Origin of the sequence: Kitasatospora sp. NPDC057198 (assembly GCF_042670125.1) — a bacterium.
GTDB lineage: Bacteria > Actinomycetota > Actinomycetes > Streptomycetales > Streptomycetaceae > Kitasatospora.
In genome coordinates, this window is sequence record NZ_JBHUWH010000189.1 from 1 (window position 1) to 13,811 (window position 13,811).

Annotated in this window: 10 protein-coding genes; 1 reads left to right on the forward strand and 9 read right to left on the reverse strand. The window is 73.0% G+C overall.

The genetic code is table 11. The features are described from left to right. Positions 1-44: 44 nt before the first annotated feature. The 6 genes from ACFUEL_RS21315 to ACFUEL_RS21340 all read right to left on the reverse strand — a co-directional run bounded on the left by ACFUEL_RS21315 (position 45) and on the right by ACFUEL_RS21340 (position 7,908). Entirely contained in the window at positions 45-1,562 is a 1,518-nt protein-coding gene (locus ACFUEL_RS21315; protein ID WP_380238024.1) for a PPE domain-containing protein, read from the reverse strand. 1 nt (position 1,563) lies between these two features. Further along, on the reverse strand, positions 1,564-1,893 hold the full coding sequence (locus ACFUEL_RS21320; RefSeq protein ID WP_380238025.1) for a hypothetical protein: 330 nt from the start codon (positions 1,891-1,893) through the stop codon (positions 1,564-1,566). Between the two features lie 128 nt (positions 1,894-2,021). Beyond that, positions 2,022-3,410, reverse strand: a complete 1,389-nt coding sequence (locus ACFUEL_RS21325; RefSeq protein ID WP_380238026.1) for a S8 family serine peptidase — start codon at positions 3,408-3,410, stop codon at positions 2,022-2,024. A gap of 136 nt (positions 3,411-3,546) precedes the next feature. Beyond that, positions 3,547-4,908, reverse strand: coding sequence for a S8 family serine peptidase (locus ACFUEL_RS21330; protein WP_380238027.1), 1,362 nt, complete (start codon positions 4,906-4,908; stop codon positions 3,547-3,549). 135 nt (positions 4,909-5,043) lie between these two features. Then, positions 5,044-6,342 carry a S8 family serine peptidase gene (locus ACFUEL_RS21335; protein ID WP_380238028.1) on the reverse strand — a complete coding sequence of 433 codons (1,299 nt, stop codon included), beginning with the start codon at positions 6,340-6,342 and terminating at the stop codon, positions 5,044-5,046. 228 nt (positions 6,343-6,570) lie between these two features. Next, positions 6,571-7,908, reverse strand: coding sequence for a S8 family serine peptidase (locus tag ACFUEL_RS21340; protein WP_380238030.1), 1,338 nt, complete (start codon positions 7,906-7,908; stop codon positions 6,571-6,573). Positions 7,909-8,070: 162 nt separating this feature from the next. On the opposite strand from ACFUEL_RS21340, the gene ACFUEL_RS21345 reads away from it, so the two are divergent. Next, on the forward strand, positions 8,071-9,651 hold the full coding sequence (locus ACFUEL_RS21345; RefSeq protein ID WP_380238032.1) for a hypothetical protein: 1,581 nt from the start codon (positions 8,071-8,073) through the stop codon (positions 9,649-9,651). A 73-nt stretch (positions 9,652-9,724) separates the two neighbouring features. On the opposite strand, the gene ACFUEL_RS21350 is transcribed toward ACFUEL_RS21345, so the two are convergent. The 3 genes from ACFUEL_RS21350 to ACFUEL_RS21360 form a co-directional block, all read right to left on the reverse strand. Then, positions 9,725-12,046: a xanthine dehydrogenase family protein molybdopterin-binding subunit gene (locus tag ACFUEL_RS21350; RefSeq protein WP_380238034.1), complete on the reverse strand. Its 2,322-nt coding sequence runs from the start codon at positions 12,044-12,046 to the stop codon at positions 9,725-9,727. Then, positions 12,043-13,056: a (2Fe-2S)-binding protein gene (locus ACFUEL_RS21355; RefSeq protein WP_380238036.1), complete on the reverse strand. Its 1,014-nt coding sequence runs from the start codon at positions 13,054-13,056 to the stop codon at positions 12,043-12,045. The genes ACFUEL_RS21350 and ACFUEL_RS21355 overlap by 4 nt, the downstream gene beginning before the upstream one ends. Further along, positions 13,053-13,811 (reverse strand): FAD binding domain-containing protein (locus tag ACFUEL_RS21360; RefSeq protein ID WP_380238037.1); only part of this gene is annotated, 759 nt, incomplete at its 5' end. The genes ACFUEL_RS21360 and ACFUEL_RS21355, both read right to left, overlap by 4 nt.

Below are 13,811 nucleotides of genomic sequence, written 5' to 3' on the forward strand. Positions count from 1 at the left end.
CTCAGGACCACCGCCGGCGCCCGCCGGGCACCCCGTCCGCGCACCTACTCGATGACGCCGGGGTTCGCCTCGCCACCGCGCCAGGTGTCCTCGTCCTCGACCAGGTAGTCGGGGCGGTTCCCCTGGTTCTTCTTCTTGCTGCCGGCGCCACCGGTGCCGCCGTGCATCCCGGCCGCGCCCGCCTGCCCGGCACGCCCCTTCCCGATGCCCGACCCGCCCTCGGTGAACGCCCGGCCGCCGGCACCGCCGGCCTTGGACCCGCCCACCGTGCCGCCGGCCTTGCGCACCAGGCCGCTGCTGCCGCTCTTGCCACCGGCACCACCGCGCGCGCCACCACCGGCACCGCCGTGCATGCCGCCCATCCCGCCGGCACCCATGGCCCCGCGGCCACCGGCCGCACCCGCGCCACCGGCACCCGCGGCACCGGCCGCACCGGCACCCCGGCCCGCCGCACCCGCGGCACCCGAACCACCGGCCGCCCGGCCGCCACCGGCCCCGCCGGTCCCGCCGGTCAGCCCGCTACCGGTCACCCGGCCGGCCCCGCCGAGACCGCCACCACCGGTCACGTACCCGCCACCACCCATCCCCGGCAGGTACGCACCACCACCACCGATCCCGCCACCACCGGCCCCGCCGGCCCCGGAACCACCGCCCGGCAACGTGCCCACCCCACCGGTCCAGCCGCCCCCGGACCCCGTCGGCGGCGTCACCGGCGGCAGCGGGTCGAGCCCGTCGATCCCCGTCCCCGGCGAGTGCACCGGCGGCAGGTGCCCCGGCGCGGGCAGCGTCGACGTGGGAGGAAGCACCGGCACACCCGGGTGCCCAGGCTGCCCCGGCTGCGTGATCCCCGGGAGCGTCTGTCCCGGCAGCGTCTGTCCGGGCTGCGTCGGCAGCGAGGGCGGGAGCATGGCCGGCGGCTTGGCGACGGGGGGCGGGCCGATGGGGCTCACCGGGTTGTGCGGGGGGTCGGGGAAGGGCCTCAGATTGTCGTCCGAGTCGTAAGCAGGCGTCGGCATCGCCTTGGCGGCCTCTTCGTAGTACGGAGCTAGGTACTCCATCGTGCCGATGGCGTACTGGTGCTGGATCTCGGTCGCGGAGAGCTCGTGGCTGTTCTTGTTGACCGCGGTGATCCGGTCCATGCCGCTGGCCAGGTCCGCCTTGAACTGCGCGTCGGAACGGTCGCCCAGGTCGGTGACGTACTTCCAGCCGCTGCTGAGGTGACTCGGGACCTCGATCTTGTCCATGTGTGCCTTGGCCTCCTGCAGGGCACTGGAGGCGGTCTCCATGGCGTACGAGGTGCTGAGTGCATGCTCGGCCGTGTTCTGCAGGCTCTGCTGGATCTGTCCGGCCTTGGCGACGAAACCGTCCGCTGCCGCTCCTTCCCAGTTGGCCACCGCGTGCTCCACTGCCTGCCGAAGGTCGTCGGCAGCAGCCCTCAGATCCGAGCTGGTCGTACTCCAGTGCTCGGCGGCCTTCTTGAGGTTGTCCGGCCGCGCGTGCGAGAGCATCGCCTTGAGCGGGATCAGGGCCTGGTCCGCATACTCCGGGAAACGCTGCGTCATGTCAGCTCAACTCCTGCCTGTACTTGAGCATCTCCGCCGAGTTGTTCGCTTCCTGGCTCTTGTAGGCGTTGGTGACCGTGTGCGCCTTGTCCCCGAAGTCACTGATCAGCTTGTTCAGCTTGTTGATGGTGTCGGTCAGCCAGTCCTGCATCCCGGAGTGAGCCTCGTGAAGGTTCCTGGCATGGCTGAAGTTGGACCCGAAATCGGACGCGGCGACCTCAGTGCCGTGGGCGCTCTTCTCAGCTGTCTGAGCCGTGTTCTGCTGGATGATCCGCAGTCGTCTGACGACCGCCTCCAGCTCATCCGTATTGACGCGGTAGCCGTCGGCCATTCGGCCTTCTCCTCCCCCTGGAGTGTGTGGATGGTTCCCCGTTCGATTGCCCCGCCAACCAGCGCTGTGGGCACGCCGGTTGGAGCATTCGATCGTATCGCTTGTGTGGTACGCACACCCATACGCCGTCAGCGCCGGGACTGGCCACCGTCCGAACCGTACGGGTTCTGGTAGGAGTTCGGCTGCGGCGGGTAGCCGGGCGGCGGGGCCTGTCCCCCGTACTGCTGCGGGTAGCCGGGCGGCTGGCCCCCCGGCCAGTTCGGCGGCGCCCCGTACGGGGGCTGTCCCTGCATCGGGACAACCGCCGGGCGGCGACGCTTCTTCGCCGCCAGGACGATGATCACGATCACGATCAGCACCACGACGACAGCGCCGGCAGCGGCGATGAGGAGACCGGCTCCGGGCCCGTCGCTCTGGGCGATCCCGTCCAGTCCGGAACCCGCACTCGTCGACCCGGTCCCATCGCCCCCAGTACCGGCTCCGGTTCCCGATGTGGCAGCGGAAGTGGCCCCACCACTCCCTTTGGACGCCTCCGCGTAAGGACCGCCCAACGGTCCTTGCGCGGGCCCTGCGGGAATGTCCTTGGTCAACGCGTCGTACGGGGACAGGACCCCGTAGCCGTAGTGCGGATCGGGGAGCTTCGCCCCCTGCAGGGACGCCGGCACCTTCGCCGACTTGACCAACCGCTCCGCCACCTGTCCGGCCGTCAGGTTCGGGAACTTCGCCCGTACCAGCGCCGCCGTACCAGAGACGAACGCGGTCGAATCGGACGTCCCGTCACCGATGCCGTACTGACCTCCGGGAGTCGCACCGACGATGCCCACGCCCGGCGCCGAAATCAGCACCTGGGATCCGTAGTTCGAACTCGCCCAGATTTTGCCCGTCTTTTCGGTGGCACCGACCGCGAGCACACCCGGCTCGTTCCCCGGAGTGTGCACCCCTTCCACTCCGTCGTTCCCGGTGGCCCCGACGATCAGCACGTCGTGCTGCGCCGCGTACGCCACCGCTTCGGTCAGGTCCCGGTCCGACTTCGGCTTGCCGAGTCGGCCCACCGAGAGGTTGATGACCTTGGCACCGTGCTCGACCGCCCACTTGATGCCGGAGGGAACGGCGTCCGCGCCGTCCGGCGAGTCCTTGTAGACCGGCAGGACCTTCGCCCCCGGCGCGATGCCGATGACTCCCACCCCGTCACCGTGGCCGTGCCCGACGATGTGACTCGCCATCGACGTCCCGTGCGGCACGGTGGGCTTGGTGTTCTCGCCCTTTTCGCTCTGGTCGTACCCGGGCAGCACCGACCCCGCGATGTCCGGATGCGTGGCGTCGACACCGGAGTCGATCACCGCGACGATCACCCCGTCACCCTTGCTGACCGACCACACCTTGTCGTAGTTGAAGTAGGAGATCTCCCACTCCGCGTCCCGCACCTGGTCCGCCGACGCCGCAGGCGCCCCCGCGAACAGCGTGCCCGCCGTCAGCGCGACCGCGCCGAGCGCGGCCGCCAGCCTGGTCAGCCTCATCAAACACCCCGTCAGTCGACAGCCCGTTCGCCCTAGCAGTGCCCCCGGAACGCGGGACGGTCCCGATCGTATCGTCCGCTATCCGTCCCACTACAGCGTCCTGTGACGGGACCGCTACATTTCACCGAACCATGACCTACTGCCAACCGCCGCCCTGATGGGGCTGCTGATAAGGCGTCTGCTGCTGCGGCGGCCCGTAGTACGGCGGCTGCTGTTGCACGGGCGGCCAGCCCTGGCCCGGCGGGTACGGCTGCGGGACGGGAGGGACGAAGCGTGCACGGCGCCAGCTCCTGGAGACCAGCACCACGACCAGGAGGACCAGCAGCAGCAAGACCACGGCGCCCCCGCCCGCCACGACGAGCAGACCGGCTCCGGGACCGTCGTCCTTGGCCATCTCCTGAAGCCCGGGATCCCCGCTCCCCGTTCCGACCCCGCTGTCTCCGGAACCTGTCCCGGCTCCCGAGGTGGCTGCGGGAGTGGCTCCGCCGCCCCCGGCCGACGACTTCGCGTAAGGACCGCCCAGCGGGCCCTGCGGAGGGCCGACGGGAATGTCCTTGGTCAGCGCGTCGTACGGCGACAGGATCCCGTAGCCGTAGTGCTGATCGGGAAGCTTCGCCCCTTGCAGAGCGGCCGGCACCTTCGCCGACTTGACCAGTCGCTCCGCCACCTGCCCCGCCGTCAGGTCCGGGAACTTCGCCCGCACCAGCGCCGCCGCACCCGAGACCAGCGCGGTCGAGTTCGACGTCCCGTCAGCGATGCAGTACTGGTTGCCGGAGCACTCGCCGGCCCCGACGATGTCCGTGCCCGGCGCCGTCACCAACAGCGACGAACCGTAGTTCGACCTCGCCCAGACCGTCCCCGCCTTGTCGGTGGCACCGACCGCGAGCACGCCCGGCTCGTTCGCCGGACTGGCAACCGCGGTTCCGTCGTTCCCCGAGCCCGCGACGATCAGCACGTCGTGCTGTGCCGCGTAAGCCACCGCCTCGGTCAGCTTCGCGTCGCTCCCCGGCCTGCCCGCGTCGGCCAGCGAAACGTTGATGACCTTGGCGTTGTGGTCGACCGCCCACCTGATGCCTTCCGGAACCATGTCGGCCTTGCTAGCCGTGCCCTTGTAGATCGGCAGGATCTTCGCCCCCGGCGCGATCCCCATGATCCCTTCCGCGGCCCCGGCACCGTGGCCGTGGCCGGCGATGAGGCTCGCCATGCCCGTCCCGTGAGAATCGGTGGGCTTGGTGTTCTTGTCGCTACCGCTCCGGTCGTACCCGGGCAGGACCGAACCCGCGAGGTCCGGGTGCGAGGCGTCGACACCGGAGTCGATCAGCGCGACGATCACCCCGTCGCCCTTGCTGACCGACCACGCCTTGTCCATGCCGAAGTAGGTGTTCTGCCACTCCGCGTCCCGCACCTGGTCCGCCGACGCCGTCGGCGCCCCCGCGAACAACGTGCCCGCCGTCAGCGCGGTCGCACCGAGCGCCGCCGCCAGCCTGGTCAGCCTCATCAAACACCCCGTCAGTCAACGCCCGCTCGCCCCGGCAACGCCCCCGGTCCGCAGGACGGCCCCGATCGTATCGTCCGCTATCCGTCCCACCACAACGCCCTGTGACGAGGCCGCTACATTTCACCGAACCGCGGCCTACTGCCAACCGCCGCCCTGATGAGGCTGCTGATAAGGCGTCTGCTGTTGCGGCGGCCCGTAGTACGGCTGCTGCTGTTGCACGGGCGGCCCGTAGTACGGCTGCTGCTGTTGCACGGGCGGCCAGCCCTGGCCCGGCGGGTACGGTCCCGGAACGCCGACCAGGGGCTGCGGCCCCGACGTGCGGCGTCGCTTCCGGCTGTTCGCCGCCGCGATCACGACGACCACGACGAGCACCACCACCAGAGCGCCGGCAACGCCCACGATCAACGGCAGGGACGACTTCGACGATGACTGCTTGATGCCGGTCACCGCTTCCGGGGAGGACAACCCGTCCGAGCCGGCAGCACCACCGCCGCCCGGCCCACCCGGCGTCTCGACGGTCGCGGACGGAGTCGCCCCCGCACCGGCAGCAGCACCGGCGGCGGCCAACGGCCCCTGGGCCGACCCGGCCGGAACGTTCGCGGTCAGGGCCTCGTACGGCCGCACGACGCCGTAGCCGTAACGGAGGTCCGGCAGTTGGGAGACGCCGGCCGGAGCAGCAGCCGTCTTCACCAGCCGCTCAGCCACCTGGCCGGGTGTCAGGTCCGGGTACTTGGCGAACACCAACGCCGCCGCAGCAGAAACGTACGCGGTGGCGTCCGAAGTGCCGCTGGCGATGCAGTACGAGTTGCTGCAGGGCCCCGTGCTCGTGGGCGCGGCCGTCACGATGTCCACGCCCGGTGCCGTCAGCAGGACTTCGGGGCCGTAGTTCGACTTCGACCAGATCTTCTGGTTCTTGTCCACCGCACCGACCGCCAGCACTCCGGGGGTGTTCGCCGGCGTACGGACCGGACCTGCGTCGTTGCCCGTGCCCGCCACAACCAGCACCTTGTGCTGGAGGGCGTAGGCCACCGCGTCCGCGAAGTCGGCCGGGCCGCTCACCGTGGTGACCTGGGAGATGTTGATGACCTTGGCGCCGTGGTCGACCGCCCACTTGATGCCTTCCTGCATGGCACCGCCGTCGCCCCGGTAGACCGGCAGGATCTTCACCCCGGGCGCGAGGCCGACCACGCCCCCGTCACCACCGTGGCCGTGGCCCGCGATCAGGCTCGCCATGCCCGTCCCGTGCTCGTCGGTCGGCTTGAGCTCCCTGCCCTGATCCTCCGGGTCGTACCCGGGCAGCAGGGAACCTGCCAGGTCCGGGTGGTTCGCGTCGATCCCGCTGTCGATCACCGCGACGATCACGCCGTCGCCCTTGCTGACCGACCACACCTTGTCCAGGTCGAAGTAGACGTTGGCCCACTGCCCGTCCCGCACCTGGTCCGCCGACGCCGTCGGCGCCCCCGCGAACAACGTGCCCGCCGTCAGCGCGGTCGCACCGAGCGCCGCCGCCAGCCTGGTCAGCCTCATCAAACACCCCGTCAGTCAACGCCCGCTCGCCCTGGCAACGCCCCCGGTCCGCAGGACGGCCCCGATCGTATCGTCCGCTATCCGTCCCACCACAACGCCCTGTGACGGGACCGCTACATTTCACCGAACCGCGGCCTACTGCCAACCGCCGCCCTGATGAGGCTGCTGATAAGGCGTCTGCTGCTGCGGCGGCCCGTAGTACGGCGGCTGCTGTTGCACGGGCGGCCAGCCCTGGCCCGGCGGGTACGGCCCCGGGGCAGGAGGAGCGAAGCGTGCACGGCGCCGGCTCCTGGAGACCAGCACCACGACCAGGAGGACCAGCAGCAGCAAGAGCACGGCGCCCCCGCCCGCCACGACGAGCAGGCCGGCTCCGGGACCGTCGTCCTTGGCCATTTCGTGCAGGCCGGACCCGGCACTCGCAGCCCCGGCTCCCCCGCCCTTGGGGGCGGTTCCCGCGCTCGGGGTGGCGGCGGGAGTGACCTCACCGCCGCTCGACGCCTTCGCGTAAGGACCGCCCAGCGGGCCCTGCGGAGGCCCGGCGGGAATGTCCGCGGTCAGCGCGTCGTACGGCGACAGGATGCCGTACCCGTAGCGCGGATCAGGGAGCTTCGCCCCTTGTAGCGCGCCCGGCACCTTCGCCGACTTGACCAACCGCTCCGCCACCTGCCCCGCCGTCAGGTCCGGGAACTTCGCCCGCACCAACGCCGCCGCACCGGAGACGTACGCGGTCGCTTCCGAGGTGCCGTCGCCGATGCAGTACTTCCCGTCCGCGCAGGCATTGACGATGTCCGCACCGGGAGCGGAGATCTTCACCTCGGCACCGGAGTTCGCCCTGGGCCACACCGCGCCGGTTCTGTCCACCGCGCTCACGGCGAGCACTCCGGGCTCGTTGCCGGGGCTGTCCACGGTCTTGAGGGATTCGTTGCCCGCCGCCCCCACGATGAGCACGTCGTGCTCCGCCGCGTAGGCGACCGCTCCGGTCAGATCGGGCCTGGAACCTGCCTGCGCACTGGTTCCCAGGGAAAGGTTGATGACCTTGGCACCGTGGTCGACCGCCCACTTGATGCCCTCCGGGACCGCGCTGACGGCGTCCGGGTTCCCCTTGTAGACAGGAAGGATCCTCGCGCCCGGCGCGATGCCGACGATCCCGTCCCCGCTGCCGTGACCGTGCGCCGCGATGATCCCGGAGATCGAAGTACCGTGGTCGTCCGTGGGATGCGTGTTGAGCCCCTGGCCGCCCGGGTCGTACCCGGGCAGCACCGAACCCGCGAGGTCCGGATGCGTGGCATCGACTCCGCTGTCGATCACCGCGACGATCACGCCGTCGCCCTTGCTGACCGACCACACCCGGTCCATGCCGAAGTAGGCGTTCACCCACTGCCCGTCCCGCACCTGGTCCGCCGACGCCGTCGGCGCCCCCGCGAACGTCAGCAGCAGTGCCGGCAGCAGCGTGCCGGCCAGTGCCCTCCTCATGGGCGTGTCCCCCCTGTGTCGGTGTGCCGGTCCCCTCCCCGGGACGCGGCACGGGGATCGTATCGCTCACACACGGCCCGGCCCGGGGCGGGGAAAGCGGCCAGTGGGGGTGGTGGGGCGCTGTGCTATGAATGGCGCGTCATCCATCCAGGGGGGGATCCCGTGACGTACCCGCCGCAGCCCGGCGTGCCCGATCCTGGGCAGTCGGCGCCGGTCTACCAGCAGCCGCCTTTCCCGCAGCAGGCGTACCCGCAGCAGGCCTACGGCCAGCAGGCGTACGGTCAGCAGCCGTATCCGCAACAGCCTTATCCGGGGCAGCAGTTCGCGCCCTACGGGCAGCCGGGCCAGCAGCCGCCGCCCCGGCGGGGCGGGGTGGGGCGGAAGCTGGCCTGCCTGGGGGTGGCGGTGGTCCTGCTGCTGGGGGCGGCGGTGGGCGGTGTGGTGCTGCTGCGCACGGTCGGGCGGCAGCCGCGGCTGGAGCCGTTGCAGTCCGGGGCCGAGCCGTGGCAGAAGGTCGCGGACGGGCTGACGAAGGCGCTGGCGGCGAAGGACGAGGAGGCGTTCGTCAGGCCGTTCGCGGCGGGGCCGACCCGGGAGAAGCAGCGGAAGGTGTTCCGCAACCTGGTCAAGATCCCCTGGGAGAAGGCCAGTTGGGAGAGCGGCCTGGTGGTGAACGGGCGGCTGTCGATGAACTTCGTGCACCAGGTGAAGGGGGTGGACAACTTCCCGATCAACGAGCGGTACGAGTGGAAGGTGCCGGGCCCCGACTCGACGGCGGACGGGAAGGGCCCCACGGCGGCGGCGGTCGCCGACGGCGCGGAGGTGGTCACCGAGGTCAGCGGCCCCACGGACGGCCAGGGCAAGAACATGGACGACGGCTACTACCCGGCCCCGTGGGACGCGTACGACGAGCTGTCGGTGCAGGTCCGGGACCACCTGGTGGCGGTGTCCGACAAGGCCCAGGAGGCCGAGCTGAACCGGGACATCGACCTGCTCGCGCAGGCCGGGAAGGACGACCTGGCGGCCTGGCAGAAGTGCGCGCCGGCGTCGACCGGCAAGACCGAGGCGGCCAAGGGCTTCTTCGTGGTGCTGGAGAAGAACCGGGAGGTCTACAACAAGCTGTACCACGGCGACGGGAAGCCGAACGACAGCCTGGAGGCCGGCGTCAACATGCAGGTCTGGGCCGCGACCTCGGCGCAGCCGGAGCCGGGCCGGCCGGTGGTCGGCAGCAGCCGGATCGTGATGGACACCAGCGACGGCCGTTTCATGGGCAAGCAGTGGCAGGCGGGCGTGACGGACATCGGCCGGCACGAGATGGCGCACGCGACCGTCGCCACGCTGTCCTTCTCGGACGGGACGTACACCGCGCCGGACCGCCGGCAGGACTGGGTCGCCGAGGGCTTCGCCGAGTACATGGCGCTGCGCGGCAAGGACGACCGGGCCCGCCAGGAGCTGGCCGTCCTGAAGCAGGTCCCCTTCGACGGGAAGCTGCCCGGCAGCACGAGCGACTTCTACGCCTACGAGGCCGCGCCGCGCGCCGCGAACTACGCGCTGGCCGGCGACGTGCTGCGGTACATGGCGTCGAAGTACGGGGACGCCAAGGTCTGCGGGTTCGTGGCGGCGCAGTACGCCCAGCCGAAGGAGTACGAGCAGCAGATCACCGCGGCGACCGGGCAGTCCCTGGAGCAGTTCCAGTCGGCGTGGGCGGCGCACGTCCGCTCGACCGTGCAGGACCTGCACTGACGGCCCCCGCGCGGACGGCGGGTCCGGCGGCGGGCCCGCCGGCCACCCGCCGGCGGGCCCGGAGCGGGCGCCGTCAGACCAGGACGGTCGCGTCCTCCGGCGGGATCGGCAGCCGGCCGACCGGCAGCCCGGTGGCGGCCCGGACGGAGGCGGCGACCGCGGCGGGGGCGACCACGGCGGGCACCGCGCTGACGGCCTTGGCGCCGAACGGGGCGACCACGTCGCGTTCCTCCAGCAGGGCGGCGATCCGGACGCCGGGGGTGTCGAGCGCGGTGGGGAGCCGGTAGCCGGTGAGCGAGGCGTTGACGGGGACGCCGCCCTCGGTGCGCAGGTTCTCCAGCAGGGCGAGTCCGACGCCCTGGGCCACGGCGCCCTCGATCCGGTCCTCGATCTGCCGGGGGTTGAGGGCCCGGCCGACGTCCTGGGCGACGGTGACGTCGACGACCCGGACGGCGCCGAGTTCGATGTCGACGTCGACGACGGCGCGCATCGCGCAGAACGCGATGGAGACGAAGGCGTCGCCCTGCCCGGTCTCGGGGTCGAGCGGTTCGGTGGGGTGCGGGCGGCACTGGGCGGTGGCCCAGAGCTCGCGGCCCTCCAGGGCCTCGCCGACCGGCATGCCGAGCACGCCGTCGTAGGAGGTGATCTTGCCGTCGTTGATGGTGAGCAGTTCGACGGACATGCCGAAGTCGGCGGCGATCGGCTGGAGCATCTGGTGGCGGACCATCAGCGCGGCCCGCTCGACGGCGCCGCCGGAGACCCAGGTGTGCCGGCCGCGGGCGGACGGGCCGGCCGCGGACTGGTCGGAGTCGACGGGCGCGATGTACACCTCGCTGACGCCGAGCACCGACTGGACGATCTGCCGGGCCAGGGTGGCGAAGCCCTGCCCGGAGTCGACGGCGGCGCAGATGACGGTGGCGTGGTCGCCGGAGACCCGGACGGTCGCGGTGGCGACCTCGTCCTCGCCCTCGGCGCCGAGCATGTGCACCATGCCCACCGCGTAGCCGATGCCGCGCCGCACCGCGGCGGGGTCGCCCGCGCCGCCGGGGCCGCCGGGCAGCAGCCAGTCGGCCTCGGGGTCGTCGAGCGGGAGGGCGGGCAGCGGGGTGGTGTCGAGCGCGTCGAGCAGGGCCGCGACGGGGGCGGGGCAGGTGACGGCCTGGCCGGTGGGCAGCGGGTCGCCGGTGGTCATGGCGTTGCGGCGGCGGATCTCCACCGGGTCGACGCCGAGCTGCTTGGCGAGCTGGTCGAGCTGCGACTCGTACGCGAAGCAGGTCTGCAGGGCGCCCTCGCCGCGCATCCGGCCGGCCGGCGGGTTGTTGGTGCGCACCGCCCAGGCGTCGACGAAGACGTTGGGGCAGGTGTAGGGGCCGACCGAGAAGGCGACGGCGGAGGCCAGCGCCTCGGCGGAGACGTCGGCGTAGGCGCCGCCGTCGAGCAGGATCTGCGCCTCGACCTTGACCAGCCGGCCCTCGGCGTCGGCGTGGTGGCGGTAGCGGAGCAGGGCGGGGTGCCGGGTGGGGTGGGCCTGGAAGGACTCGGCGCGGGTGAGGGCCATCTTGACGGGCCGTCCGGTGCGCAGCGCGAGCAGGGCCAGGGTGACCAGGAAGGAGAGGTCCTCGCGGTCGCTGGTGGCGCCGGGGACGCCGGTGACGACGAGGCGGACCCGGTCGGGGTCGATGCCGAGGCAGGCGGCGGTGCGGTCGCGGTCGCCGTGCGGGTCGGTGGAGGACAGGTGCAGTTCGACGCCGCCGTCGGGGCGGGGCACGGCGAGGCCGGCTTCGGCGCCGATCGGGGCCGGGTCCTGCCGGCCGACCTGGTAGAGGCCCTCGACGACGATCTCGCCGACCGCGTCCGGGTCACCGGTGCGCAGCGGCAGGTGGCGCAGCAGGTTGCCGTCGGGGTGCAGCGGGGGGGCGTGGAAGGCGGCCTCGGGGTCGGTGACGGGTTCCAGCGGCTCGTACTCGACCAGGATCGCGGCGGCGGCCAGCCGGGCGGTGTCGGGGTGGTCGGCGGCGACGGCGGCGACGGGTTCGCCGTGGTGGCGCACGACGCCGGCGGCGAGCACCGGGCGGTCGGCGGTGACCGGTCCGCCGGGGGCGCCGTCGGGGGTGCCGTCGGGGCCCGCGGGCAGGTCGGCGGCGGTGACCACGGCGTGCACGCCGGGGATGGCGAGGGCGGGGGCGGTGTCCACCGAGAGGATCCGGGCGTGCGGGTGCGGGGAGCGCAGCACGGCGCCCCAGAGCAGCCCCTCGGCCCACAGGTCGGCGGCGTACGGGTAGATGCCGAGGGCCTTGGGCAGGGCGTCGGTGCGCAGCGGGGAGGTGCCGAGGCCGGTGGTGCCGGTCTCGTGGTCCGCGGGGGCGGCCGCCGGGAGCTCGGTGGCGGAGGTCATGCGTTCTCGTCCTCGGGGAGGCGGATGCCGTGGGCGGGGGTGGCGTCGTAGCCGGGGTACTGGGTGCCGTAGCCGTCGGTGGCGTAGACGGTGTCGTCGTAGGGGCCGGCGTCCCGGTAGGTGGTGGTGCCGAACGGGTCGGTTCCGTGCGGGGCGGTGCCGTGCGGGGCGGTGCCGTGGGGGTCGCTGCCGCGGAGGTCGGTGCCCGGGGCGTCGTAGCCGGGGGCGTGCTGCCAGTCGGCGGGGACGGGGGTGCCGTGCGGCGGGGTGGGCGGGTAGGCGTAGCCGCCGGTGCGCGGGGTCTCGCCCTGGGGCTGGGCGGGGATCAGCTGGTCGGCCTCGTGCCAGAGTTCGGAGTCGGCGTACAGCGGGAGTTCGCCGGCCCGGTCGGGGTGCGGCGGTTCGGCGGCGGCCGGGGCGCCGGGGCCGGTGGCCGGGGGTGCCTGGTCGGCGGCCTGTTCGGCGGCGTCGAGTTCGGCCTCCAGGGCGGCTTCGCGGGCGTCGGCGACGGCCTGGACGGCGGCGAGCGCGCCGCGGTAGCCGGTGCAGCGGCACAGGTTGCCGCAGAGCGCCTGGCGGGCCTCGACCTCGCCGGGGCGGTGGTTGCGCTGCAGCAGGTCGTGCACGGCCATGGCGAGGCCGGGGGTGCAGTAGCCGCACTGGACGGCGCCGGAGTCGGCGAGCGCCTGCTGGACGTCGCTGGCGCCGCCCGCGCCGGACAGGCCCTCGACGGTGCCGATCTCGCTGTCGGCGGCGAGCGCGGCGGGCACCAGGCAGCCGTTGACCAGCTGCCCGTCGACCTGGACGGTGCAGGCCCCGCACTCGCCCTGTTCGCAGCCGTCCTTGGCGCCGGCCAGGCCGAGCCGTTCGCGCAGCACGTACAGCAGGCTCTCGCCGATCCAGGCGTCGGTGACGGGCCGGTCGACGCCGTTGACGCGCAGCGTGTACGAGGCGGTGGGGCGCACGTCGCCGGTGAGCGCCCCGGGGTGGTTCAGCAGTTCTTCCGTCACTTGAGCGCCCTTCCCAGTGCCCGGCGGGCCAGCACCGCCACGGTACGCCGCAGGCGGGCGGCGTCCGCGCCCGCCCCCTCTCCGTGCGCCCCGCCCTCGGGGACGCACGCCCCGGCCACGTACTCGCCGAAGGCGGCGAGCGCGGCGGGGTCGATCAGGACCGCTCCCTCGGCGCCGCGGGCGTCCCAGTCGATGCAGCCGGCCACCCAGTTCTCGGCCTCCAGCGGCCGGAGCGGGACGGGGGCGACGGCGCCGACGGCGCAGCGCACGCCGCGGCGGGCGGGGTCGAGGACGAGGGCGACGGAGGCGGCGGCGCGGGCCGGGCCGCTGCGGCCGGTGGACTTCAGGAAGACCTGGGGGGCGTGCAGCAGCGGGACCCGCACCCAGGTGAGGAGTTCGCCGGGGCGCAGCGGGTCGAGCCCGGTGAGCAGGTGGCTGATCGGCACCTCGCGGACGGCGCCGGCGCGGGCGAGGGTGGCGGTGGCCTCCAGGGCGGCGAGCACCGGGAGGGTGTCGCCGGCCGGGGCGCCGGTGGCGATGTTGCCGCCGAGGGTGCCGACGTTGCGCACCTGCGGGGGTCCGGCGGTGCGGGCGGCGTCGGCGAGGGCGGGGATGAGCGCGGCGAAGTCGGGGCGGTCCATCCGGGCGTGGGTGAGTGCGGCGCCGAGGACCGCGGTGCCGCCCTCCTCGTAGCGCCAGCCCCGCAGTTCGGTGTAACGGCCGAGTCCGATCAGCCCCGCGGGTCGCAGCCCCCC

Excerpts from the sequence above, each read along its gene's own strand:
- ACFUEL_RS21340 (WP_380238030.1), bottom strand. The coding sequence starts at position 7,908 with ATGAGGAGGGCACTGGCCGGCACGCTGCTGCCGGCACTGCTGCTGACG.
- ACFUEL_RS21315 (WP_380238024.1), bottom strand. The coding sequence starts at position 1,562 with ATGACGCAGCGTTTCCCGGAGTATGCGGACCAGGCCCTGATCCCGCTC.
- ACFUEL_RS21325 (WP_380238026.1), bottom strand. The coding sequence starts at position 3,410 with ATGAGGCTGACCAGGCTGGCGGCCGCGCTCGGCGCGGTCGCGCTGACG.
- ACFUEL_RS21320 (WP_380238025.1), bottom strand. The coding sequence starts at position 1,893 with ATGGCCGACGGCTACCGCGTCAATACGGATGAGCTGGAGGCGGTCGTC.
- ACFUEL_RS21350 (WP_380238034.1), bottom strand. The coding sequence starts at position 12,046 with ATGACCTCCGCCACCGAGCTCCCGGCGGCCGCCCCCGCGGACCACGAG.
- ACFUEL_RS21330 (WP_380238027.1), bottom strand. The coding sequence starts at position 4,908 with ATGAGGCTGACCAGGCTGGCGGCGGCGCTCGGTGCGACCGCGCTGACG.